This window comes from Ruminococcus sp. RTP21359st1_H3_RTP21359_211015 (genome assembly GCF_040909065.1).
GTDB lineage: Bacteria > Bacillota > Clostridia > Oscillospirales > Ruminococcaceae > Hominimerdicola > Hominimerdicola aceti.
In genome coordinates this window covers 75,033-99,942 of the sequence record NZ_JBDGDD010000008.1, presented here as the reverse complement: position 1 = coordinate 99,942, position 24,910 = coordinate 75,033, and the positions used below count along the sequence as shown (strand labels likewise).

Genomic DNA, 24,910 nt, shown 5'->3' with positions numbered 1-24,910 from the left:
ACGGACGAAGCTTTTTTACTTCGTCCGTTTCGTTTTATAATGCGTGTCAAAATGCGGGCGAACACTGTTCGCCACTACAAATAACTACATAATTATGCGCTTATTTTTTTATCCTGTGACCTTTTTCTCGAACATGAACATTCCCATGACATCGTTCATTATGCTGTCAGAAGCGACCTTCTTGCTGTTCTTTGTCATTTGCCTTACGACAGTCTGACCGTCATTCTTGCCGAATATCATAACATAATCGTCGCCACTTTCGGAAGTTCCCTCATAGGACACCTGATTTTTAAAGATGTTATATTTCCACTTGCCGTCTTTGAAATATGCGTCAACGGCTTCACCGTAATTTTCGCTTGCCAATTTCATTTCGGTATCGAAATCGTATGTGGAATGTCTTACGCTGAATATTCTCACAAAGGCGATCACAAAATATATCACCAGTATTACCACTATGATCTTAAACAGAGTCTTTAGTATCTTTTTGCCCTTACCATAATTCTCTTTGCCGCTGCTTGAATGTTCAGTTGGAGTGCGCCTATAGTCTGCCGCACTCATTTCTCTGTTTCGGTCTGTCTCTCTTACACGCTTTACCCTGCGAGCTTCCTGCTCTCGTCGCATTCTTTCCTCTGCTTCGGCTCTTTTCGGGTGTTCGTAAACACGCTTCGGTATGCCCTGTATCCTTGAACGGTCTATAAACTCCTGCTCGCCACGTCTTTGGGCCGATGGGGCGATAGGTACCATTTTTCCGCAGTTGGTGCATATCTTAGCTCCGTCCTCCAGCTTAGAACCGCAGAATGTACAATGTCTGCTCATTATTACCAATCCTTTACACACTTAGAACTGTTTTGTTTGTCGAAGTTTTTTCTATCTCTATGTTGGACTATCCGCCCGTTTTCTTTAATGACACGGGCGAACGCTGTTCGCCCCTACAAATCTTCTTTATCTATATTTACAGATATCTTACAACGCCCACAACCTTGCCAAGTATGCTTACTTCGTCTACTATGATAGGGTCCATGGTGTCATTTTCAGGCTGCAGTCTGTAATGGCCGTCCTCTTTATAGAAAGTCTTTATGGTAGCTGACTCGTTGTCAACAAGTGCGCAGACTATATCGCCGTTTTCTGCATATGGGGTCTGCTCTATAACTACCATATCTCCGTCAAGGATAGCGGCGTTTATCATGGACTCTCCCCTTACCTTTAGGGCAAAAAGCGGATTGCTGTAATGCCTTGCAGGCTGGAAGCTTATATAGTCTGTTATCTCCTCAATGGCAGTGATAGGGATACCTGCGGTGACAGTTCCCACAAGGGGGATCTTCATGCCGTTGCCGCCTGTGAGCCTTATGGCTCTGTTCTGGTTATTTCCCTTTTCAAGAAGACCTTTTGCGGTGAGATTATTTATATATCTATGGGCTGTTGAGGTAGACTTAAAGCCAAATTCCGCACAAATCTCCCTAACTGTCGGCGGATATCCCTCTTCTATGCGATCCTTTATGAACTCGAATACCATTTTCTCGTTCTCGGTTACTTTTCTCATAGCTCCGTCCTTTCTGTTATATCAATAAATCTTTATCTTCTAAACCTAAAGCTCTTTTGCAAGCCTTTTTGCAAGCTTATAGACATCTCCGCAGCCAAGAGTTATAACAAGGTCGCCCTCCTTGCAGTTTTTCTTTATATAGTCGATACACTGTGAGAAGTTATATTCCTTCTGCTGTGCAGTCTGCTTGTCAACAAGCTCGTGGTCGGTCTTGAACCAAACTGCATTCGGTATCTTCTCTGCAAGCTGTTCAGCATAAACACCGTCGGTATTTTTCTCACGGCTTCCCATGATATCCGTTACAACGGCAATATCTGCAATAGAAAGCGCTTTCACAAAATCGTTCATGAGTATCTTTGTTCTTGAATAGGTGAAAGGCTGGAAAACTGCCCACACTCTGTTGAAATCAAGACCCTTTGCGGCTTTCAGTGTACACTCGATCTCCTTTGGGTGGTGAGCGTAATCGTCAACGATAGTAACGCCCTTGACCTCGGCTATCTTCTCGAAACGTCTTATTGCGCCAAAGAAAGTATCAAGTCCCTTTTCGATACCCTCCCATGAAACGCCTGAATATCTTGCGGAGGCGATAGCTGCAAGGGCGTTCATGACGTTATGGTCGCCAGGAACATGGATAGTAAGCTCTCTGACAAACTCGCCCTTATAATAAAGTTCAAAGCGTGTCTGCAAGCCTTTTTTGGACTTTATAACGGCAGAATAATCGTTTTTCTTATCCCAGCCGAAGGATATCATTTCCTTGTCGACACCCTCAACGGCTTTCAGAGTATTTGCGTCGTCGCCATTATAGATAACGGCTTTTGAAGCCATGGTTGCGAACTTATGGAAAGACTTTATGATATTTTCAATATTCTTGAAATACTCAAGGTGGTCTGCGTCAACGTTAAGGATAATTGAAACGTCAGGGAAAAGTCTGAGAAAATGATCCTCGAACTCACAGGATTCACAGACCATAGTCTGTGATGAGCCTGCCTTGCCTGAGCCGCCTATGCTTGGGAGCTTTCCGCCTATAACGCAGGAAAGGTCAGTACCCTCCTGAACGAATATCTGTGTGAGCATGGAAGAAGTTGTGGTCTTTCCGTGAGTGCCTGAAACGCAAAGAGCGTTCGTATACCAGCTTGTGACAAGTCCAAGTATCTCGGCTCTTTCACAGCATATGGCACCGCTTGCTTTTGCGGCGATAAGCTCAGGGTTATCTGCCATTATTGCGGCGGTATAGATTATAAGGTCTGCACCCTTGATATTCTCGGCTTTCTGACCGAGGAAAACTTCGATGCCAAGCTTTCTTACGGCTTCAAGAGTTTCGGTTTCGTTATTGTCTGAGCCTGTGATGAAATATCCCTTTGAATGGAATATCTGCACCAGAGGGTACATACCAGAGCCGCCTATACCGATAAAATGAACGTGCTTTATATTTTTCAAGATCTCATTTGTTATCATCTTTATAATACTCCTTAGAATAATAGATAATTCAGAATGTATGTTTATTTTATTATATAACATTTCTAAAAAAAAATAAACCCCTTTTTGATTATTTTTCAAAAAAAGAGGCAAAAATATTACTACAGGCATTACATCACAAGAAAGGACGCATGAAAATGACTATAACAGAGGTAAAATTCAGAAGATTTATAAACGAGGGCAAGCTCAGAGCCGTTGTGAGCCTGACCTTTGACGGCAGTTTTGCGGTACATGATATCAAGATAGTGCAAGGGGAGGAGCGACTTTTTGTGGCTATGCCCAGCCGCCGTGATGACAACGGAGTTTTCCGTGATATCGTTCACCCCATCGACAGCGAGCTTCGCAATGAGATAGAGGGAGAGATACTTTCTGCTTACCGCATGGAGCTTGACAGGCAGGCGGCAGAACAGCAGGATTTAAGCTGACTATAGCAGGATAATAAGTGCAATAATGACGCACAGAAACGATAAGTTTGCGTAAAAAACGGGCGAACAGTGTTCGCCCCTACAGATGCTTTTAAAGCCTGTGTAGGGGGAGTGCTGTTCGCCCTATTATTTCTATCTTTTAGCTTTTAGCCCCAAATTTTATCGCCCATGTTTGAGAGATAAGCTGTAAGCTCCTCCGCCATTTCATACTGCTCAGGAAGTCTTGGGTGACCAGGTGTCGCCTTGCCTGTTCTTGTGAACATGAAATGTGTTATCTTCTCGTCATTAAGCTCGTTTGCTATCTCGTCAACGGCTTTATCCCACTCCTCACCGTGGCAGAGAACTGTCAGCAGAAGCACAAATGTTGCGTTTGGATACTTGCTTCTAAGGTCAAGGATAATGCTCTTGTAGGCATTTTTCCACTTTGCTCTGTAGTCAGGGTCGGCGATATCGAAATCCTCGTGACCCTCGTTATGAGGGTCGTTCTGACCCACTGCAAAAAGCACAACGTCAGGGGTATAATTCTCAAAATCCCAAGGCGTTACGCCCTTTGCGCCCTCTGGGAAATAGCAAAGCTTATTGTATACAGACTCCATGCCGATATAATTCGGGGCATGATAATAGCCGGTGTTGTCGAAAATTGCGATACCGCCCTGTGCGATATTATGGATCTGTGCGCCAAGGTTTCTTGCTGTTATCATTGCATAGCTATGCCATGCGTTATCGTATACTCCCTGATGATCCTCAGGGTCACAGCTTGCAACAAAGTCAACTGCCTCGCACACTGCGCCTGCAGAAACAGAGTCGCCATAGCATTCTATTTTTCTTGCAGGGAGAGGAGGATTTTCAAGAACTTCTCCGTCGCTGTCTATCTCAAAGCCAACGAACTCAAAGTAATGGGAAGCGTCCTGCCTTTTAAAAAGGGTGACGGTATGAGTGCCTTTTTCAAGGTCACAAGCGATATCAAGGGTGATATCCTCGTCATTTTTATCGAAAGTCACCTTGCCCTCTTTGCCGTCGATAACAAAGCCAAGCTCCTGAATGTTGAAATACTTATGGTTTTTTATCACGGCGGATACGCTTGTGCCTGTGAAAGTCATTTTTACATTTGAGCCTGCGTAATAAAACTCAGGGCGTGTTTTGTCGGAAAAGTCTATTCTGCCCATATAAGTAAGAAAGCTGTTATCTGCTGTTATAAGCTTTTTATTCTCTGCCATTTTTTCATATCCTTTCGATACTATGTTTTTTTGCATATGTTTATTTTAGCTTTTCAAGGCGTTTTTGTCAAGGATATAAAACGTTTTCAGAGAAATATTTTTACACGGAGCGAATATACATAGATAAGAAAAATATCAGGGGGTGCTTTTATGAATGATACTCAGGGCAGGCACAATGCCATTCTTGAAAACAGACAGCGTTTACAGCTTTCGGGCGTGACGGACGTTGACAGCTTTGACGAGGATGAGATAAGGCTTTTCACACAGCTTGGAGAGCTGACGATAAAAGGCAAAGACCTGCACATAAACGAAATAAGCGTTGAGTCGGGAGATGTTTCCGTGGAGGGAGATATCTGGGCTTTGGTTTATGGAGAAAAGGACAGAAAGAAAAAGCTCTCGGCGATAGGAAAGATATTCAGATAACATATGTAAGGGCGACCTTAGGTCACCCGTTGGCTGACCGCTAATTGTGGTCGGTATATCCGCATTTTTGTTGGATAGCTATTAACCGAAAAAACTGCGAACAGGCGGGCGAACGCTGTTCGCCCCTACAAGTGGGGGGGTGTGTATTCGGGCGGCTTTTAAGCCAAAAGTATATGCAATGTCATTGCATGGTGCAAAAGGTTGGAGAAAGGGGAAAGATAAATGGAAAAGATGCAGTTAAGCATAGAGCTTGAAAGGGAGCTTTTTTTGCTGTCTGTGGTTCTGGGCTGCGGGCTGGGGCTTTTATATGATATTTTCAGGGTATTCAGGGTGGCTTTGCCACATGGGAAGATACTCACCTTTTTTGAGGATATCATTTACACATTTCTTTACGGCTTTGCACTTTTCACATTTTGCACCGGGCTGACGGGGGCTATAAGAGGGTTTGTTTTAGTCGGTATGCTAACAGGCTCTGTAATAGAACATCTTACTGTAGGAAACGCTGTTATATCCGTGCTGAGGAGCCTTTTTTCGATCATCAGAAAACTATTTGCTAAAACGTTTTCGCCTGTGGTTAAATTTATTACCAAAAGAGCAGACGGTTTCAGGGACTGTTTTGTGAAAAAGTGCAAAATTTCCTCTCTGCAAAAAAAAACTTCTAAAAGCACTTGAAAACTCTCTTTTAATTAGTGTATAATAGAAAAGAGTATAGGTAACGCCTCATGACAGTTATTGGGGTATTGCTTATGGAAAGGTCGGTTTTGTAATCAAAAAAGGAGTACGCAATGCTAGGTTTTAAAAATAAAACGTCCGAAACGGCTGACGCTGAAAAGGACGCTGCTAAAAAAAATCCAAAGCCGAAAAGATCAAGATTTGTTAAGCTTCTGACTATTTTTGCTGTTGCCGCTCTTGTTGTTTATTCAGGGGTGATTATCATCTCACAGCAGGCGCAGATAGCACAGCTCAGAAAAGAGTCAGACGCTATAAATAAAAAGATAACCGCCGCCAAGCAGCTCAATGATGAATACACAAGGCTGCTCAGTTCTGACGACGAGGCGGAGTATATGGAGAAGATAGCTATTGAAAAGCTGGGCTATGCTTATCCTAATGAGCGCAGATTTTATATTGTAAACAACAGCGACTAAGGCAAACACGGTCTTTTGACCGTTCATATAGCAGAATTTTTATTGCAGAGAGGACACAAAGATCAAATGCAGCTTGAAGTAGGAAAAATTTATGAAGGAAAAGTAACAGGTATCACAAAATTCGGAGCATTTGTGGAGCTTGACAAGGATACGACAGGAATGGTCCACATCTCGGAGGTTGCGAACACATTCGTAAACGAGATAAAGGATCATCTTACCGAGGGTCAGACCGTCAAGGTAAAGGTGCTTAATTTAGGCGACGACGGAAAGATTTCGCTTTCCATCAAGAAGGCTCAGCCTGCGCCACAGAGAAAGCCAAGAGAGAACGGTCACCAAGGTGGCAGAGAGGGCAGACCTAACGGTGGTCAGAGAAATTTCAACCGTCAGGGAGGCAATTCTCAGGGCAGACCTAGAAACGACTATAACAGGGATCACAACAGAGACAGAGCACCACAGGATTTTGCTAAAAATCCGCCTCCGGTATACAATGCTGACAGCAATTCAGGAAACGCTGATTTTGAGGATATGCTCAGCAAGTTCAAGGCGTCAAGCGAGGAGAGATTTTCTGATCTGAAAAAAGTCATTGACAACAAGAGAAAATCTCCGTCAAGAAGAAAATAGATACCGATACATAAAACAGAGGATATTCAGTCATGAAAAATTTCAAAAAGACTTTTGCGTTTATATTTTTCATGCTGGCAGGAATAATACTTGGTGCGTTCATAGCTTACGTCTGTGAGGGCAAGGATTATGTGGGCTGGCTTGCATGGGGAAAAAATGTAGGCATTGAAAGCTTTGCTATAGACCTGTATGTGATAAAATTCAATATAGGTCTTATGGTCCATGCAACTATCTCGCAGATATTCACTATTGCTGCGGCGCTTATAGTGTTCTCAAAGACCTGCAAGGGGCTTTAAGGAGAGTAAATTTTAAAATGAGATTTCTAAAAACAGCAGCAGTAGCTTTGACAGTGGCTGTCTGCCTTTTATGCACTTCCTGCGGTACGCCTGAGCTAAAGCATGACACATTGGTATATCAGGCAAGGGAGGACTATGCGACGCTTGACTCCGCAAAAGTCGTTATAACCAACGAGGACACTGGTGATATCGAGCAGGAGTTCACTTTCAAGTATGACGAAAAGGATGTGCTGACCTATTCTTACTACGGCAAGAACGGTGGAAAGGAATACGCTCAGTATAACAACGGAATCGAGAGCTACACCTATGATAACGGAGAATACTCACATTTGGTAAAGGGCGACAAGGGCTTTTCAAAGTACACAAGAAAAGCAAAGCACCCACAAGCTGACGAGGGTATGCTGATGTTTGCACCGAAAGCTGTTGAGTCTGTTTCTGACATTATCGGTGATGACGGCTCTGTTACTGTGACGTATGTTTATGACGTTTCAAAACTTGGAAAGGACGCTGAGGAGATAGGCACAAAGGGCTTTTCCACAACCTATTTTTTCGATAAAGACGGTGAACTTGAATACTTCACTGAAAACACTGTCACAAAGGACGCTCAGTACAACTATCGTGTTGACATAACAGAAAGAAACTCTGTTGACAAGATAGAAAACAATGTTGAGCATTACAAAGACAAGTAATTTACTGCATACAAAATGTATTGGCGACCTGAGGTCGCCTGTTGATCTGATACTTTTTAGATATTCTTAACAGGCTGCAAAAACAGCCTGTTTTATTTTTGTCAAGAAGCATATTTACGCCATTATCAAAAAAACGCCCCAACTTAATGGGACGTTTTTATTTTTGTTATAATTTGCTCTCTGCCAGTATTCTCTGTGGCTCGGCAAGCATTTGCTTTGCTTCCACAAGGGTCTGCCTTATCTCGTCATTATCATAAACCATCATGAGCTGCTGAGCCTGATTGAGGGCTTCTCTGCCCATTTCCACCTGATACTGATAAAGGCTGTCGAGCCTTGCGGCTGCCTTTGTTTCAAGGTCCTGATAAACTGTCTTTATATCCTTGACGATATTATTTCTGATATCGTCATAGTTTTCAAGAGCTATATCAATTATATCGGTCTGCTTTTTCTTTTTAAGGATAAGGCTGAAAACTGACATTGTGGCAGGCGGGAAAGTTTCGCTTGTGCCGAAAAGCTGAACGCCCATAACAGAACGTGTTACGTTCTTGTTCAGGGAGGTCATTATCATTTCAACTGACGGAGCCTTTGCCGCCTTTGAAAGATCGTCTATGCCAAGGGCGGAGGCAAGTTCTCTGCCTGTACCTTCCACTATCTCGGCTATCCTATCTCTATGGCTCTCGATACAATTCCGATATGCTTCGCCCACCTTTTCCATAAGGAACGAATAGAAATGCTTTTCTATATCCTCAGAGCTGTAAAGGTCGTTTCCGTCTGCGTCTTTTCCACGGCAATCCAAAATGCTTGCTCTCAGCTTTGAGAAGAACTCATACATCCAAGCTTCGGCTTCCTGCTGCATTTCGATAATAGAAAGATGCAAAGCAGGCTTTTTCTCCTCCAGAGCCTTTGAAAGCTTTTCACACTGCTCGTCAAACTCTTTTGCTCTGTCGGCAAGCTTCTGCTTGTCAAGCTCTGCCATATCGCTTATAAGTCTAAGCTTTGCGGCTGTTTCGTCGCACATCTGCGAAAGCATTGTAAGAACACGCTTTGAACGTATAACGTCCTTCTGCATGATTATATCACGCTGCAAAGACAGTTCAAACTGGAAGAACTGCGTTTCATAAAACTCTCTTGTACCCTTGTCCAGCGGTCTTTCTCTGCCAAGCTTTCGGCTAAGCTCGTCTGCACCGCTTATGCCGTATACGATAGCGTTAGGCACTATCCTCTCGGATATGTTTCTCACACGCTTTAGTATTTTATCAGCGTCCTTCTGAGAGTTCATTGCGTCTATCATATTCACGAGGATATAGAGCATACCAAATCGCTGAGGCTGGACATGGCTTGCAAGAAACAACTGCTCGCTTTCAGAAAAAGGCAGCAGGCATGATGCCGCATACATGATAGCGTCGGCATTGACAATATAATCCATTACCTGCTTGTCAAGACTCTCCAAGTCAGAAAGGCCCGGGGTATCCACTATCCTTATCTCTTTGAGTATAGGGGCATTGTCCTTTATCTGAACATAGCTTATTTTTGCAGGGAAAAGCTTCATTCTCTGCTCAAGCTTTTCTCTTGTGATATCCTCCAGCGACAGCGGCACTCTCATGCCGTTTTCAAGGATAGCTTCCACATACTGTGTATGACCGAAAGATATCTCGTTTATAGTATAAGTTTCAGGTGTAACGTTTATAGGTGCAAGCTCCTTGCCCAGCAGGGCGTTTATAATGGTGCTTTTTCCCCTTTTGAACTCGCCAAGTATGACCAGTGTGAAAGGCTCTTCGCTTTTTTTCTCGATAAGAGCTTCCCAATCGTTCATTTCGCTGACAAAATCCTTGCCGAGCATTTTCGCTATCTTTTCATTTTCAACAAAGGCTTTAAGAGCGGTTTTTACCTGTGCAATATTCTGCTCCGCTGTATTGATATTAGCACTATCCACCTATCACGCCTCCGTTTCCGATTATAATACTGCTGCGCACATCACATATCTGACCTGAAACAAGGTGTCTGTCAGAATCCTCTGCATCGCCACGCCATTCATAAAGAACTGAGCAATACAGAAACTCAGTAGCTGCGACAACAAGCTTTTCAAGCTCGCTCATAGTATTATCTGTTTTCAGATTTCTTGAAGAAACTGCATGGACGCTCTCAGCCTTTTTGATAAGTCCGTCGGTATCCATATTCTTCTGCTGTCTGCCATAAAAGTCGATATAGCCCTTGTTATAAAGCCCTGTTATGACGCTTATGAACATTCCCGGCTTATCGAGGCAGATAATGCCTGCTCTATTTGCAGTTATATCAGCATACTTCACCCACTGAACAAGCGCTGTATAAAGCTGATTGTTCACAGTCTGCTTATATGACCTTTCAACTGGTCTGTAAGTATACTTATTGTAATTGAGATATGTAAATGCCATATTATAGGCACAATGATTGTTCTGTATTCTTCCACACTCGCAGCCTATAAGGAACATAAGCTCCTCCTTGCTGCACATTTCCACTACCTGCTTTGAAAGCACGATACAAGGCTCGATGATATCGCTTGCCACAGAGTAGACCTGTGCTTTATCCATATCCCCTCTGACGAAGACGATAGGCACAACAAGCTCTAACCGCTCGGCACACTTCTTCACAATGTCATAGATATCAGGATATTTCAGCGGGCCAACCTGCTCGCACTTAAGAAACAGGTGCTTTGCTTCGGCAGAAACGTCCTGCGAGCCTGCCGCCTTGACGAGCTTTCCCCAGCCCCCAAGTCCCATTATCTTCTGCCTTACGGCAAAGTCGGACTCAAAAGCATAGTCAAGCACGCCGTCAACTATATGGTTCTGATAGCTTCTTGTATAAGCGTTCAAATATGTGCGGAAGCTTGTGTCAATCTGTAGCAGCGGATTTTCCCTTTCCGTTGTATTTGTACTCATGACCTGTCCTCCCTTGATCCTAAAATAATATTTTTATATGACCGTCAGCTTTCCATAGCTTCGGTAAGCACACGTCTTACCTGATATGCTTCCTGAACTATAGCGCTTGCGCTCTCGGCAATATCATGGAGACGTTCCATTTCCTTCTGAGAAATGTTGCTCTTTTCTGTTTTAAGATCATTAAGATTATCAAGTGTTTCCTGAGTATCACGGAGGATTATCTCTGTTTCGCTCTCGATCTTGCCCTTCAGACCCTCAAACGCTGAGAATACCTGACGGCGGACAGTTTCAGTGAAGTCATTATTGAGCTTCATTTCGTGGAACTGCTTTCTCACCTGAGTTTTAAAGTTTGACTTATACTTATCTATTCTTTCCTTAACAAGTATCTTATCAACGGCAAAGTTTGAAGTAAAAGTACCTGCAATACCTGCAAGAGCCATAAGGCAGAGGGTCACTGGCAGGGTAGCGGTGATGCCAAAGAAGCCTGCAAAGAATATAGCAGTATAATAAGTAGCATAAAATCCTGCAAAGCCTGTTGCTCCGCCCAAAAGTGCGCCCTTTACGCCGGACTCTCTGAAGCCCAGGAACAATCCTCCGACGCCGTAATAGCCGATAGCAACGCCGATTATCTTATCCATTACGCCGCCGTTCTTTGAAACTCTGTCGGAGATAGTGAACATCTGCTGTATCTTTGTAACGGACTCGAAGAACTCGTCCTCAAATTCCTGAAGTCTTTCAGCCTCGCAGGAAACAGCGAAGTTGATGCTGTTCTGTATCTGCTCGCAGATTATCTGCGCTCTTGCCTCTATGCTCTCCTTTATTTTCTCGGTGAGCTTTGCGGTAACGAGCTTGAGCTGGTCTTTCTTGAAATCGTCAGAGGACATCTGGAAGTTGTCTATAACCTCCATAGCTGTCTGCTCGATGTTTGTCCAATAGCTGTCCAGAACTGGCTGCAGGTCATTGAACACCTGATTTGCGGCATCGTTGATCTTGACAAATTCCTGTCTTTTCTTATTTCTTATCTCGCCTATCTCTTTGATAGCCTCGTCATACTTTTCCATGAACTCATCGTTAGCCATCATGAGTGCGTTTTCCTGCATAACAACGCTTCTGAGTATCTCAGTACCCGAATTTGTTATCTTATTTGCAAGTATCTGCAATGCGATAACGCCACGCTCTTTTGTGAGCATGGTTTCAAGAGCCTTTTCAAACTCAGGGAAGTTACTCTTTTCAAGGGCTTCCTTATCCCCAGTTTCCTTGGCATTAAGAGCCTGCTTTGCATAAACGCCGATAACTCTCGGAGTTCCTATCTTTCTTTTATAGACCGCAAACTCACGGGAATCTTCGCCCATGACCTTTTTAGCCTTTTCCATAACGTATTTTCCGATACGTCCTCTTACAGTTTCGACTATCTTGTTCTCGTCTGCCTGTGAGAAAGTACCGAAGCAGTTTACAACAAAGATAATTCTTCCCACGTCAGAAGTAAGCATTTTCTTTTCAAGAAACTCTTTCTCAAACTGTGAGAAAGGGGAGTTTGCACTGATAACGAAAACGGCTGCGTCTATTTTCGGCAGGATAGACAGAGTAACGTTGGTCATCTGGTCATCGTCGTTAAGACCCGGAGTGTCTATGATATCCACGTTGTTCTTACAGAACTCGGTATCATAATAAACAGTGGCTTCCTTGACAGTTTCGGCTCTTTCCTCCGACTCTGCTGTAAGCTTTGTTACATAGTCCTCCAGCTTGTTTATATCCACCCTTTCACTTTTGCCGTTTTTGTATTCCACCTGCACATACGGCTCTTCGCTATAAGTAACTCTGTTAAGGGTAGCCGTTGCAGGCAGCACGTCAGCAGGAAGTACCTCCTGACCCAGCATTGCGTTGATAAGGGTACTCTTTCCTCTCTTGAACTCGCCCACTATAGCGACCTCAAAATGCTCCTCGGCAGTTTTCTCCAATGTTTCCCGAATAGATTCCGCAGTATTGACAAGAGCGATCTCCTCGCTCAATCCAAGCAGCGATTTCAGGTTCTCTGTAAGACCCTTTACCGTTTCCTTATAGGACGCATAGCTGCCGTAATCAATTTGCTTTTTCATTACAAGCCTCCGTTCCTCGTTTCTAAGGCAAACCTTGCATGGCATTGCCTTGAGGTAATATCTATACTATATTCCATTCATTTCCGCTGTGACACAATAAATATTACCGTGACATTATTTTAATTATAACATATTATTAAAACATAAGTCAAGAATTTACTTATAACAAGTACAAAAAACTACCCTTTTGTACAAATCAGCGTACACATAATATACATTTTGCACAATATAGGGACAAAGACACAAAAAAACGCCCAGAAAATCGGGGCGCTATTTTATCGAGGATGTGCTAAACAAATCTTTTATATGTAGGGGCGAACAGTGTTCGCCCGTTATTTGACTCATTTTTTCAACGGACTTATATCATGCTTTTTGAGGCATTGACATCAATTTTGTCCGTAATATGCGTTCTTTCCGTGCTTTCTAAGGAAGTGCTTGTCAAGAAGCTCCTGCTGCATATGACCTATCTCAGGGTTCAGCATCATTGCGTGGAAGTTCATAAATGCGGCTTCTTCGAGAACGACTGCATTATGAACGGCTTCTGCAGCGTCCTTTCCCCATGTGAACGGGCCATGGCTTTTTACCAGAACGGCAGGTATCTGAGTTGCGTCAAGACCTTTGAAAGCCTCGATTATAACAGTGCCTGTTTCCTTTTCATACTCACCTGTTATCTCCTCAGGGGTCATTGCTCTTGTGCATGGTATCTCGCCGTAAAAATAATCTGCGTGAGTTGTGCCCATTGGTATTATGCCCTTTCCTGCCTGAGCAAAAGATGTTGCCCAGCGGCTGTGGGTGTGGACTATTCCTCCGATATCAAAAGCTTTGTAAAGCTCCAAATGTGTTGGAGTATCGCTGGAAGGCTTATATTTTCCCTCTACAACCTTGCCGCTTTCAAGATCAACTACCACCATATCATCGGCTGTCATGCCCTCATAAGGCACTCCTGAGGGCTTTATGACTACAAGGCCCTTTTCTCTGTCGATAGCAGAAACGTTTCCCCATGTGAATGTGACAAGTCCATATTTCGGCAGAAGCAGATTTGCTTCGCACACCTGCTGTTTTAATTCTTCAAGCATAAAATTCTCCTTTCTCTGATTTGGTAAATGCACCTTTTGTCTGCCCATTTTCCGTCCAAGTGAATAGCTCACCGACGATTTGAGCAGACAGTTGGTTGGCGGGCGATCTCAGGTCGCCCCTACGATCTATCTATGAATTTCTATGATTTTTTCAGAACTGTGCGTTTTTTTCTGCCGCCAATCCCTTTTTATATCTTTCCAGGAATGTTTTATAGCCCTCTGAGCCTGTCTGCTCAGGCTGAGAAGTTGTCACTTCCATATCTGCGAACACCTTTTTGTCAAGGAAGTCTGCAAGCTTTTCGCCATTTGAAAGCTCCATATATGCCGCAAGGATAGCCATGCCCCATGCACCGCCCTCTCCTGCTGTTTTCATTACTGAAACAGGGGTAGAAAGTGCGTCTGCCATAAGCTGTGAAGCCACTCCGCTGACCTTGAAAAGTCCACCGTGACCTGTTATCTTTTCAGCTTTTACCTGCTCTTTGTCAAAGAGGATATCCATGCCTATTTTCAGTGCGGTGAAAGAAGAATAAAGCTGTGCTCTGAAAAAGCTGCCCAAGGTCAAAGTGCTGTCGGGAGTGCGGAAATACATCGGTCTGCCCTCGTCAAGCTTTATAACAGGTTCGCCCGAAAGACAGTTATAGGCTGTCACGCCACCGCATGAGCTGTCGGCTGTCATGGCGTTTTTATAGAGAGTTTCATAAAGCCTGCTCTTGTCTATCTCACTGCCTGTGAGCTTTGCGAACTCACCGAACATATTCACCCATGCGTCAAGCTCTGAACAGCAGTTATTGCAATGCACCATTGCCACAGGCGAGCCGTCAGGGGTCGTTACAACGTCTATCTCCTCGTAAACACCGTTAAGTGGCTTTTCAAGGACGAGCATTGCAAATATGGAAGTGCCTGCAGAGATGTTTCCGGTCTTTTTCAGAACGCTGTCCGTTGCCACCATGCCTGTGCCTGCGTCACCCTCAGGCGGGCAGACCGGCACGCCTGCTTTGAGGCGTCCCTCCGGGTCAAGGAATCTTGCTCCCTCTTCTGTAAGGACAGCACCCTTTTCCCCTGCATTTCTCACCGCAGGGAGAATATCTTTCAGCTTATGGACAAAGCCTTTTTCTGCAAGGCTTTTTTCTGTAGGCTCGCAATACTCTTTTTTGTATCCTATGCCCTCCACAGGGAAGATACCTGAAGCTTCGCCAACGCCAACTTCAAAGCGGTCTGTAAGCCTTTTATGCACATAGCCTGCAAGGGTATTGATATAAGCGATATAAGGAACATGGGCTTCTTTGTTAAGCACCGCCTGATAAAGATGTGCGATGCTCCAACGCTGTGGGATATTGAAGCCCAGTAGTTTTGTAAGCTCTCCTGCCGCCTGAGCTGTCATGGTATTGCGCCATGTTCTGAAAGGAACAAGAAGCTTGTCATTCTTATCAAAAGCCATATAGCCGTGCATCATAGCAGAAATACCCATTGCACCGTATGTTTCAGGATAAATGCCATACTGTGCCTTTACGTTTTCTGCAAGGTCTTTATAGCAGGCTTGTATGCCCCCGTGGATATCATCAAGAGAATATGTCCAACAGCCGTTCTCAAAGCGGTTTTCCCACTGCTTCGACCCTGATGCGATAACAGAAAAGCTATCGTCTATAAGAACAGCCTTTATTCTTGTTGAGCCAAGTTCTATGCCAAGATATGTTCTTCCCTGCAAAATTTTATCTTTTACTGTCATTTTTGACTCTCCTTATAGTCCTTATCTCATTGTCACAACTACAACGGAGCATTTTGGTAGGTCTATCTCAAAGCCCTTTTCTGTCATTTTCGCACTGTACTCTTTTGGTGCGACCTTATCACAATTATCAAAATCGTTATAGTCCCTTACATCATTGTCAAGTATCCTGCACTCAATGTTCTGATAGTTTGAACCTGCGATGTCGCAGCAGATATGTGCGTCATCGTCTATAGAGCAGTTTGCTATCGTGACAGTGAGGACGCCGTCCTTTACTGAGGCAGATTGTGATATCATCGGGATCTTTCCGCCTGCCTGACAATTATTGGCGTAGCTGTAGCAAAGCTCGCCTCCCTGATGAGTTTTGAAAAGATCAAAGACGTGATAGGTAGGCGTCTTTACCATTTTCTCGCCCTCTGTGAGGATAAGAGACTGCAAAACGTTCACAGCCTGCGCAAGATTTGCCATTACTACCTTGTCGCTGTGGTTATTGAAGATGTTCAAATTGCAAGCCGCCACGATAGCGTCACGCATTGTGTTCTGCTGATAGAGGAAACCTGGGTTTGTGCCCTCCTCAACGTCATACCAACAGCCCCACTCGTCTACTATAAGACCTATCTTACCCTCTGGATCACGGCGTGACATTATCTCGCTGTGACGTTTTATAAGCTCGTCCATATATAGAGTTTTTGATATAGTTTCGTAATACTCCTCGTCTGAAAACTCAGTTGCACTGCCCTTTTTGTTCCAATCCCCTGTAGGAACGGTGTAATAGTGCAAAGAGATAGCCTTTGTGTGCCACTCCCCAAGGTTTGACATTACAACGTCCGTCCAGTTATAATCGTTGGAATTTGGTCCGCAGGCAATTTTGTAAAGCTCATTGCCGCTGAAATTCTTGCAAAAGCTCTGATATCTTCTGTATTCATCGCAGTAATACTCAGGACGCATCGAGCCGCCGCAGCCCCAGTTTTCGTTGCCGATACCAAGATATTTAAGCTTCCAAGGCTTTTCTCTGCCGTTCTTTCTTCTCAGGTCAGCCATAGGCGAAACACCGTCAAAGGTGATATATTCTATCCACTCGGAAAGCTCCTGAACAGTGCCGCTTCCGAGATTTCCTGCAAGATACGGTTCGCAGCCTATCTCCTCGCACAGGTCAAAGAACTCATTTGTGCTGAAAGAGTTATCCTCTGTCACGCCGCCCCAGTTGGTGTTTATCATTTTCTTTCTCTGGGATTTTTCGCCGATACCGTCTTTCCAATGATACTCGTCAGCAAAACAGCCTCCCGGCCAGCGGAGAACAGGCATTTTTATCTCCTTGAAAGCTTCGATAACGTCTTTTCTTACGCCTTTTATGTTCGGTATCTCAGAATTTTCGCCAACGTACATTCCGTTATAGATACATCTGCCGAGATGTTCGGAGAAGTGTCCGTATATCTCCGGGTTGATGTGGGAACGTTTGTCTGCGGTATTGATAAGCATTGAAATATTCTTCATTGTGACCTCCTAAAAGTATATGATTTTAGTTTCAATTATATTTTATCACTTGACAAAAAAACAACAATGATATATCCTATTATTATACTGATACATCATACGAAATTAGAAAGGAAAAACCTATGGAACTTCACGCTTTGGGACTAAACTACAGCCATGACGGGTCTTTTGATATACGCCGTCCAAACGGTTCGGGGGATAATCTTCTGCTTATATTCAAATCCTCTGCGGTGGTGCGTTTGCACGGAAGGGAATACTCAGTTTCCCCTGACAGCGCAATACTATACAAAAAAGGCACTGAGCAGATATACCGTGCCTGCAAGGGTTTTTACATAAACCACTGGCTTCATTTCGATTGCGACGATACGCTCACCCGTGACTATTCACTCCCATATGATACGATTTTTATGTTATCAGACGCAGAGAAAACTGAGGATATCTTATCCACCATAAGCAGACTCAGCTTATCTGAAAGCGGCAGGCGTGAGGATTATATCGAGCTTATGCTCAGAATGCTGCTCATAAGACTTGGAGAGGAATATTCTCTCAGCAAGAGCGGTCAGCCGCCAAGAAAGCGCAGTCACTACGCTGATGCACTTGAACGGCTCAGGGCTGACATCTACAGCTCCCCCTCCGGGAGCAGGAACATTGCCGATATGGCGAAAACTCTCATCGTAAGCCCCTCCCACTTTCAGTATCTTTACACCTCACGCTTCGGTGTGAGCTGTTATGAGGATATACTCTGTGCAAGAATGAAAAACGCTGAATACTATCTTCTCAGCACTGACATGACAGTGAAAAACATTGCCGCCGTATGCGGATACGAAAATGACGTGCATTTCATGCGGCAGTTCAAACGCAGATACAACATGACCCCCTCACAGTTTCGGCAGAAAAACAAAAAATAGGCATATGCAAAAAGCGGACGAAAAGAACTCGTCCGCTTTTATTTTGTCAAATATCTATTGAAAGTGAAAGGCGGGCGACCAAAGTCCGCCCCTGCAAAACAGCTTAATCTTCTATCTCATACTGGTCTTCAATGACAACAGGGTGGCCGTCCTCGGTCATTACCATATCCCCTGCACTGCACTGAACAGCCGTTTGCTCTGCGGTTATGTCATTGGGTTTGAGTTTGAATCTTATTGCCTGCTTGCAGTTTTCTATCTCAACATATGTATGCTTTCCGCCCGACTCTCCGTCCAGCGTCCAAGGAACTTCATTCACGCTTGTGAATGTGACCTTTGAGGTCTTGAACGTCACAAAATGCTTATCGTTGAGCTTATTAAGCACCGCCTCGTTTATTGTGTTGCTCAGCTCGATAGCGTTCTTAGGGGTCTTTACCAGAACCACCTCGAAAAGTCCGTCGTCAAAACACACCCCGGAAGCAATAAGCTTTTTCATTCCGCCCACTGAGATAGTGTTTGAGATAAGACCGAGTATAAAGCTTCCTTCTATTACCTCGCCGTCATGCTCCACTCTCATTTGCTGACCTGTTATCTTTGAAAGCCTTTTTATCCCCTCTGCCACATATGCGGCATGACCAAACTTGTTTTTCATCGTTTGTGAGGTTTCATAAGAAACGTCAGTGAAGGCGCCAAAGCCTGCTACATACACAAAATACTGACCGTTGAACTTACCAACGTCATAATCAAAATACACGCCGTCAACTATCTCCCTTGCGGCGTCAAGCATTTTTTTCGGTATGCTCAAAGACTGCGCACAATCATTTGTTGAACCGGCAGGAATATATCCAAGCGGTATTTTCTTATCAAATGTCATCATTGCCTTGACAGCCTCAGACAATGTTCCGTCACCGCCTGATATGACTATCATATCATAATCCTGACCGCACTTGCAAAGCTTGTTATAGCCGTCAAGCTTAGCCTGCGTAGGGTAGGTGACTACCTCATAGCCGCCCTTTGTAAAAATATCCACAATGTCGCAAAGGTTATCTTTTATCTGTCCCTTGCCAGCATGGGGGTTGAACACAAAAAGCAATTTTTTCATTTTCCCAGCCCCTTTTCGTTTTTCAAATTTCTATTATTCTACTTTTTATCTATCTTTCTTACACACTTTTTACATAGAGAATTATACCACAAATTTCACAAAAGTCAAGTATTATTGCGACAGCCGTCAAAAAGTCGTCAACAATCACAAACAAATTGTCAGCCAAACCACGAAGGTGACAAAGATAATAAGGGCAAAACATATAAAATAAGCAATATGGATAAACAGGTGATCGCTGTTCGCCCCTACATATAGAAATCAAGATCATCGCCGCAGGCGATACCTTAATTCCTCATTCCTCACTAAAATAAATCAATCTTTCGCCTCATACCAACTTCTGCCGCTGTTTACGTCCACTGTCATTGGCACAGCAAGCTTTACAGCGTTTTCCATTTCATCTTTGAGTATCTTTTCGGCTCTGTCCTTGTCTTTTTCAGCCGCTTCTATAATAAGCTCGTCATGCACCTGCAAAATAAGTCTTGCGTCAAGATCTTCTTCTCTGAGCTTTTTGTATACTCTTACCATTGCTATCTTGATGATATCAGCCGCCGCACCTTGGATAGGTGCGTTCATTGCCGCCCTCTTTCCAAAAGCCTGCAAGACCTTGTTTGAAGCAGAAAGCTCAGGGATATATCTTCTTCTGCCGAAAAGGGTGGTGACATAGCCGTTTTTTATGCCGTCATCAACTGTCTTATCCATAAATTCAGATACTTTCGGGAAGTTGTCAAGATAATTCTTGATGTATCTTTTTGCTTCCGCAACGGTCACGCCGATATCTTTTGACAGAGAAAATGCACCTATTCCGTAAATGATGCCGAAGTTTACAGCCTTTGCCGCACTTCTCATTTCAGGGGTGACAAAATCCTCGGGGATATCAAAGACCTGTGCCGCCGTTGAGGTATGAATATCTCTGCCCTCTGAGAAAGCTTCCTGCATATTTTTGTCACCGCACACGGAAGCAAGCACTCTAAGCTCGATCTGGCTGTAGTCAGCGTCGAGAAGAGTATAGCCGTCCTCGGCAACAAAGAATTTACGCATATTCCTGCCTATCTCTTTTCTCACGGGGATATTTTGCATATTAGGCTCGGTGGAGGATATCCTTCCTGTTCTTGTTTCGGTCTGCTTGAAAACAGAATGGACTCTGCCGTCAGGGTGGATAAGCTTCAAAAGTCCGTCAACATAGGTGGAATTGAGCTTTGTGAGGGTGCGGTACTCAACGATAAGAGGCACGATAGGGTGCTTGTCCATAAGGCTTTCAAGAACGTCCGCATTAGTGGAATAACCCGACTTTGTTTTCTTCTTTGCAGGCAGACCTAAATCCTCGAAAAGCACCTCCCCAAGCTGTTTTGTGGAAGCTATATTGAACTCCTTGCCTGCATACATATATATCTGCGAGGTAAGCTCGTCTATCTTTATTTTCAAGTCCTCACCGAAAGCCTTTATGCCCTCTGCGTCAGCCTTTACACCGTAAAACTCCATTGAAGCAAGCACTTCGCAAAGTGGCATTTCGATATCGTCGAATAGCTTTGTCATTTCTGTCATTTCAAGCTGTTTTTTCAGATTTTCACTAAGAGCAGGCAGGCTTGAAAGGTCTGCATATTCCCCCATATCAGAGCGGTAAAGGCACTTATATGAAAGACAAAGATTTTCCGCTGTATACTCGCTTGACTGTGAATTGAGAAGATATCCTGCAAGGTCGCAGCAGAAAGTAAGGTTTTCAAGGTGAGTACCATTTGAGAACGCAAACTTATGGGCAGTTTTGCCCTCAAAGGTTATTTTTTCGCAGGCTGTTCCCATGAAAGCTGTGATAATTGCATTGTCCTCGGTGGTGTAGATAACATCGTTACAGAGGATAGAAAGCTTATTGTCGGCAAAGATAAAATACGCTGTTTTGTCCTTGCCGAGAACAGATATAACGCTCTCATCAAGTGGCTTGACCTCAAACTTAGGCAGGTCGGAAAGCTTTAGCTTGCTTTCCTGCACTGCGCTGTCAGCGCTTTCCACAGCTTTTCCGCTAAGACCCAATCTGTCTATAAGGCGCATCATTTCAAGGTCGGCAAGGAGAGCCTTTGTTTTCTCGGTATCAACCTCGCCCAGCTTATAAAACTCTGTAGCTTTATCAACAGGGGCTTCAAGACATATTTCCGCAAGGAAGCGGCTGTCTATAGCGTCCTGATGACCATTTTCAAGCTTTGTGCGCACAGACGGGGTAAGCTTAATATCTGCGAGGTGTTCATAAAGGGTCTTGACATCGCCCTCCTGCTTGATAAGGGAAAGTGCGGTCTTTTCGCCTATGCCCTTTACGCCTGAGATATTGTCTGAGGTATCGCCCATAAGAGCCTTTACCTCAATCATCTGACGAGGGGTAACGCCGTATTCTTCCATTATCCTGTCAGGGGTATATATCTTTGTTTCCTTTGTGGTGGCAAGGCGCACTGTCACACGGTCGGAAACGAGCTGAAAGCTGTCCCTGTCACCAGTGAGGATATAGCACTCGTTGCCTGAATCTGCGGCGGCTTTTGAGAGCGTACCGAGGATATCGTCTGCTTCATAGCCCTCGCACTGTACTATCTTTATACCAAGGTCGCCCAAAAGCTCTTTTATGACAGGCATTTGCTGAGCAAGCTCCTCAGGCATACCCTTTCGGTTGGCTTTGTAGGCGGCATTCGCCTTGTGTCTGAAAGTAGGAGCTTTAAGGTCGAAAGCCACTGCCACGCAGTCAGGCTTTACCTCTCCTATCTCCTTGAGGTAAATATTCATGAACCCCGTAAGGGCATTCGTGAACTGTCCCTTTGAATTTGACAGCAGCTTTATTCCGTAAAAAGCCCTGTTCATTATGCTGTTTCCGTCTATGGCTAGTAGTTTCATTCTAGTCCAAGCACCTCCGCTTTATTGTTCTCATTTCTTGGATTATACTCGTCAACGTCCCACTTGATAGGGTTATTGTGTATGTATTTTGAAATTGCTATATATTCTTTTTGGTTTCTGATGATATGGTCATAATATGAACGCTGAAAAATATTAAAACCAATATCCTTATTTATAAATCTTTTCAACATTGACACATACTGTGGAACTATCTCGTTTGTAGGGGACGGCGCCCTCGACGTCCCGCTGACTCCCGCACCGATTTTCAGTATAAAATGGATATGATTTGGCATTATGACATATTGCAATATCTTTTTGTCATCATAGACACTGTTTGCTCTGTGGATATTATCTCTGATAATTTTACCAAAGCTTGAAAGATAGACCTTTCCGACAGCGTGTGCGCAACATAACGGGACGTCGGGGGCGCCGTCCCCTACATCTGTTGCCCACAACAACTCGTTTTTGTGGACAGTACATATGGTAATAAAATAAAGTCCATTTTTTGAATAATCATAATTTTCAAGTCTTATGATTTTCCTTACAGGTTTATCCATAAGATTATTCCGAAATCCTATCCAGCGACAGCGTTGCAATGCCGTTAAGGCTTTCATCTGCTCGTCTGCCTGCAAGATAGTCAAAATATCCCTGACAGGCTATCATTGCTCCGTTGTCGCCGCAGTATTTGAACTCAGGCATATAAAGCTTATAGCCACGCTTGTCACAGGCTTTTTGAAGCTTCTCTCTTACCCCTGAGTTTGCCGAAACGCCGCCTGCAAGCCCTATGGTAATGTACCCAAGATCTTTTGCGGCAAGCATTGCTTTGTCTACAAGAATGTCGGATATTGTGTTCTGGAACGAAGCCGCCATATCGTTCACATTGACAGTTTCGCCCTTTTGTGCGGCATTATGCACAAGGTTTATAACGGCAGTTTTTAGTCCGCTGAAAGAGAAGTCATATTCACTGCCCTGCACCTTTGGGTGAGGGAGCTTATAGGCATTAGGATCACCTGACTTTGCGGCATTGTCGATAAACTTTCCACCCGGGTATTCAAAGCCCAATGTTCTTGCTACCTTGTCAAAACACTCGCCTGCGGCATCATCTCTTGTTCTGCCTATAACATGATATCTTGAATAATCAAGCACCTCTACAATATGTGAATGTCCTCCCGACACGACCAAGCAAAGATAAGGCGGTTTAAGCTCAGGGTGGGAGATATAATTTGCGGCAATGTGACCTGCAATATGGTGAACAGGCACAAGAGGCTTATTTGCACTCATTGCAAGTCCCTTTGCAAAGCTCACTCCCACGAGAAGTGCTCCGATAAGTCCCGGAGCGTAGGTCACTGCAACAGCGTCGATATCCTCCATTGTGCAGTTTGCTTCTTCAAGAGCGGCTTTTGTCACCCATGTTATGTTCTCCGCATGGCGGCGTGAGGCTATCTCAGGCACAACTCCACCATAAAGCCTGTGTTCGTCTATCTGACTTGCAACTATATTTGAAAGCACCGTTTTTCCGTCTTCAACAACAGAGCAGGCTGTTTCATCGCAGGAGCTTTCTATTCCTAAAATCTTCATTTTATTACCCTCTTTTATTTCGTAAATATAAGCATATCATATACATTTAATAAGCAGACAAATTGGAGCAAGCAGGCGACCAAAGGTCGCCCCTACGAAAAAATAATCATCGCCGCAGGCGATACCTTAATTCCTCACTCCTCATTCCTCACTTTTCAAGGAAGTCCGTATATCCGCTTCATTTCAGCCGAGTTTCCGCCGTCTGCGGAACGCACATATAAAGGCTTTTCTATCTGTACAAAAGGCTTTCCGCCCTTTTTGCCCTCAACGAGAATAAGCCATGGTGGACACTCTGGGTTTTTGTGAACTGTCCGTAAACGCTTCGGCTCGATGCCACTGGCTCTCATTGCCGTCATTATATCGCATAGGCGCTCGGGGCGGTTGCATATGCAAAGTCTGCCACCGAATTTCAGATTTTTCTTTGCACATCTGCACACGTCATCAATAGTGCAGAGCATTTCATGCCGTGCGATAGAAACCGCTTCGCTGTCATTTTTCGCACCTGTGTTGTTTATCTTGTAGGGCGGATTGCAGGTGATAAGATCAAGCTCTTTTTCGCTTCTCCAATCATTCAAGTCGCCCAAAACAGGCTGGATAGTGTCTATTTTCGACCTCTCAAGAGATACTTTAAGCTGTTCGTGAGCCTTTTTCTGTATCTCAACAGCATATATCTTCTGCGGCTTGTAAAATTTGTGCAGAAGAAGCGCTACTATGCCGCTCCCTGTGCAAAGGTCTGCGCAGATATCCTTGTGCCGTCCTGATGAAAAATCCGCAAGCAGAAAGGCGTCAGTACCAAAGCGGTGTTCGTCAGATATACATATCTCAATGCCCTCGCCCAAGGACTCAAATGTAAAATCGTTATATGTCATTTATTTCTCCATTTTCAGTGGGTTGAAGTGCCATTAAAACAGCATTTTCAGTGGGGGCGGTGTAGAAATTTTTTCTCATGCCTACCCTCTCAAAGCCCAATTTTTCGTAAAAGCCTATAGCCCCAAGGTTTGACTCCCGCACTTCAAGATACCATTTTTCAGCCTTTGCGGCATTGTATGCGCTGTCAAAAAGGGCTTTTGCAATGCCCATTCTGCGGAACTTCTCCAAAACGCCTATATTGTTTATCTCAGCTTCTCCGCAGACGCACCACACGCTTATAAAGCCTGCGGCTTTGCCATTACAAAGGGCAAGAAACGATATATCGTCAGGGTTTGAAAGCTGTTTTTGGTAGGTTTCAAAACTCCAGGCTTCGGGCAGAATTTTCGCCGCAGTTTGTGAAAAAAGCTGTACGTTTTCCTCTGAAAGAGGCACAATGGTCACATCTGCCACC

The 24,910-nt window shown here is 44.1% G+C and carries 24 protein-coding genes; 8 read left to right on the top strand and 16 right to left on the bottom strand.

Going from position 1 to position 24,910, the window contains the following annotated elements:
* Window positions 1-108: 108 nt before the first annotated feature.
* The 3 genes from AB5Z01_RS05050 to murC all read right to left on the bottom strand — a co-directional run bounded on the left by AB5Z01_RS05050 (window position 109) and on the right by murC (window position 2,995).
* Window positions 109-816, bottom strand: a complete 708-nt coding sequence (locus AB5Z01_RS05050; protein ID WP_332009301.1) for a zinc-ribbon domain-containing protein — start codon at window positions 814-816, stop codon at window positions 109-111.
* A 136-nt stretch (window positions 817-952) separates the two neighbouring features.
* Window positions 953-1,540 (bottom strand): transcriptional repressor LexA, encoded by a 588-nt coding sequence (lexA, locus tag AB5Z01_RS05045; RefSeq protein ID WP_022287046.1) that lies wholly within the window; start codon window positions 1,538-1,540, stop codon window positions 953-955.
* A gap of 45 nt (window positions 1,541-1,585) precedes the next feature.
* Window positions 1,586-2,995, bottom strand: a complete 1,410-nt coding sequence (murC, locus tag AB5Z01_RS05040) for a UDP-N-acetylmuramate--L-alanine ligase (protein WP_368365360.1) — start codon at window positions 2,993-2,995, stop codon at window positions 1,586-1,588.
* Between the two features lie 158 nt (window positions 2,996-3,153).
* Here murC and spoVG point away from each other — a divergent pair, with 158 nt between their 5' ends.
* Window positions 3,154-3,441 carry a septation regulator SpoVG gene (gene spoVG / locus AB5Z01_RS05035; protein WP_117857066.1) on the top strand — a complete coding sequence of 96 codons (288 nt, stop codon included), beginning with the start codon at window positions 3,154-3,156 and terminating at the stop codon, window positions 3,439-3,441.
* 146 nt (window positions 3,442-3,587) lie between these two features.
* Here the strand turns inward: spoVG and AB5Z01_RS05030 are convergent, their stop codons facing one another.
* Window positions 3,588-4,658 carry a GDSL-type esterase/lipase family protein gene (locus AB5Z01_RS05030; RefSeq protein WP_287214291.1) on the bottom strand — a complete coding sequence of 357 codons (1,071 nt, stop codon included), beginning with the start codon at window positions 4,656-4,658 and terminating at the stop codon, window positions 3,588-3,590.
* A 150-nt stretch (window positions 4,659-4,808) separates the two neighbouring features.
* Here AB5Z01_RS05030 and yabP point away from each other — a divergent pair, with 150 nt between their 5' ends.
* The 6 genes from yabP to AB5Z01_RS05000 all read left to right on the top strand — a co-directional run bounded on the left by yabP (window position 4,809) and on the right by AB5Z01_RS05000 (window position 7,832).
* Window positions 4,809-5,081, top strand: a complete 273-nt coding sequence (yabP, locus tag AB5Z01_RS05025; RefSeq protein WP_022287142.1) for a sporulation protein YabP — start codon at window positions 4,809-4,811, stop codon at window positions 5,079-5,081.
* A gap of 222 nt (window positions 5,082-5,303) precedes the next feature.
* Window positions 5,304-5,753, top strand: a complete 450-nt coding sequence (gene yabQ / locus AB5Z01_RS05020; protein ID WP_287214289.1) for a spore cortex biosynthesis protein YabQ — start codon at window positions 5,304-5,306, stop codon at window positions 5,751-5,753.
* Window positions 5,754-5,866: 113 nt separating this feature from the next.
* Complete coding sequence (locus AB5Z01_RS05015) at window positions 5,867-6,226, top strand: septum formation initiator family protein (protein WP_022287144.1); 360 nt, start codon at window positions 5,867-5,869, stop codon at window positions 6,224-6,226.
* Between the two features lie 66 nt (window positions 6,227-6,292).
* Window positions 6,293-6,847 (top strand): S1 RNA-binding domain-containing protein, encoded by a 555-nt coding sequence (locus tag AB5Z01_RS05010; protein WP_022287145.1) that lies wholly within the window; start codon window positions 6,293-6,295, stop codon window positions 6,845-6,847.
* 32 nt (window positions 6,848-6,879) lie between these two features.
* Window positions 6,880-7,143 carry a DUF4321 domain-containing protein gene (locus AB5Z01_RS05005; RefSeq protein ID WP_022287146.1) on the top strand — a complete coding sequence of 88 codons (264 nt, stop codon included), beginning with the start codon at window positions 6,880-6,882 and terminating at the stop codon, window positions 7,141-7,143.
* A 17-nt stretch (window positions 7,144-7,160) separates the two neighbouring features.
* On the top strand, window positions 7,161-7,832 hold the full coding sequence (locus tag AB5Z01_RS05000) for a hypothetical protein (RefSeq protein ID WP_287214287.1): 672 nt from the start codon (window positions 7,161-7,163) through the stop codon (window positions 7,830-7,832).
* Window positions 7,833-7,998: 166 nt separating this feature from the next.
* Here AB5Z01_RS05000 and AB5Z01_RS04995 read toward each other — a convergent pair whose 3' ends face one another.
* From AB5Z01_RS04995 to AB5Z01_RS04970, 6 genes are all read right to left on the bottom strand, one after another.
* Window positions 7,999-9,765, bottom strand: coding sequence for a dynamin family protein (locus AB5Z01_RS04995; protein ID WP_242989576.1), 1,767 nt, complete (start codon window positions 9,763-9,765; stop codon window positions 7,999-8,001).
* Entirely contained in the window at window positions 9,758-10,747 is a 990-nt protein-coding gene (locus tag AB5Z01_RS04990; protein WP_022287149.1) for a M48 family metalloprotease, read from the bottom strand. Before AB5Z01_RS04990 ends, AB5Z01_RS04995 begins: the two co-directional genes overlap by 8 nt.
* A gap of 44 nt (window positions 10,748-10,791) precedes the next feature.
* Window positions 10,792-12,843, bottom strand: coding sequence for a dynamin family protein (locus tag AB5Z01_RS04985; RefSeq protein WP_368365359.1), 2,052 nt, complete (start codon window positions 12,841-12,843; stop codon window positions 10,792-10,794).
* Window positions 12,844-13,229: 386 nt separating this feature from the next.
* Complete coding sequence (gene araD, locus AB5Z01_RS04980; RefSeq protein WP_022287150.1) at window positions 13,230-13,919, bottom strand: L-ribulose-5-phosphate 4-epimerase; 690 nt, start codon at window positions 13,917-13,919, stop codon at window positions 13,230-13,232.
* Between the two features lie 151 nt (window positions 13,920-14,070).
* Window positions 14,071-15,645: a xylulokinase gene (locus AB5Z01_RS04975; RefSeq protein WP_195220591.1), complete on the bottom strand. Its 1,575-nt coding sequence runs from the start codon at window positions 15,643-15,645 to the stop codon at window positions 14,071-14,073.
* 21 nt (window positions 15,646-15,666) lie between these two features.
* Window positions 15,667-17,136: an alpha-N-arabinofuranosidase gene (locus tag AB5Z01_RS04970; RefSeq protein ID WP_368365358.1), complete on the bottom strand. Its 1,470-nt coding sequence runs from the start codon at window positions 17,134-17,136 to the stop codon at window positions 15,667-15,669.
* 122 nt (window positions 17,137-17,258) lie between these two features.
* Between AB5Z01_RS04970 and AB5Z01_RS04965 the strand changes: the two genes are divergently transcribed.
* Window positions 17,259-18,044, top strand: coding sequence for a helix-turn-helix domain-containing protein (locus tag AB5Z01_RS04965; protein WP_368365357.1), 786 nt, complete (start codon window positions 17,259-17,261; stop codon window positions 18,042-18,044).
* 103 nt (window positions 18,045-18,147) lie between these two features.
* Here AB5Z01_RS04965 and AB5Z01_RS04960 read toward each other — a convergent pair whose 3' ends face one another.
* From AB5Z01_RS04960 to rimI, 6 genes are all read right to left on the bottom strand, one after another.
* Window positions 18,148-19,143: a YegS/Rv2252/BmrU family lipid kinase gene (locus AB5Z01_RS04960; RefSeq protein WP_332009291.1), complete on the bottom strand. Its 996-nt coding sequence runs from the start codon at window positions 19,141-19,143 to the stop codon at window positions 18,148-18,150.
* Between the two features lie 312 nt (window positions 19,144-19,455).
* On the bottom strand, window positions 19,456-22,011 hold the full coding sequence (gene polA, locus AB5Z01_RS04955; protein WP_038672745.1) for a DNA polymerase I: 2,556 nt from the start codon (window positions 22,009-22,011) through the stop codon (window positions 19,456-19,458).
* Window positions 22,008-22,568 carry a transposase gene (locus AB5Z01_RS04950; protein WP_287214279.1) on the bottom strand — a complete coding sequence of 187 codons (561 nt, stop codon included), beginning with the start codon at window positions 22,566-22,568 and terminating at the stop codon, window positions 22,008-22,010. Before AB5Z01_RS04950 ends, polA begins: the two co-directional genes overlap by 4 nt.
* Window positions 22,569-22,572: 4 nt before the next feature.
* Window positions 22,573-23,589 (bottom strand): tRNA (adenosine(37)-N6)-threonylcarbamoyltransferase complex transferase subunit TsaD, encoded by a 1,017-nt coding sequence (tsaD, locus tag AB5Z01_RS04945; RefSeq protein WP_368365356.1) that lies wholly within the window; start codon window positions 23,587-23,589, stop codon window positions 22,573-22,575.
* Window positions 23,590-23,744: 155 nt separating this feature from the next.
* Window positions 23,745-24,458: a tRNA1(Val) (adenine(37)-N6)-methyltransferase gene (locus tag AB5Z01_RS04940; RefSeq protein ID WP_256319751.1), complete on the bottom strand. Its 714-nt coding sequence runs from the start codon at window positions 24,456-24,458 to the stop codon at window positions 23,745-23,747.
* Window positions 24,448-24,909, bottom strand: a complete 462-nt coding sequence (rimI, locus tag AB5Z01_RS04935; protein ID WP_368365355.1) for a ribosomal protein S18-alanine N-acetyltransferase — start codon at window positions 24,907-24,909, stop codon at window positions 24,448-24,450. The genes AB5Z01_RS04940 and rimI overlap by 11 nt, the downstream gene beginning before the upstream one ends.
* Between the last annotated feature and the right edge of the window lies 1 nt (window position 24,910).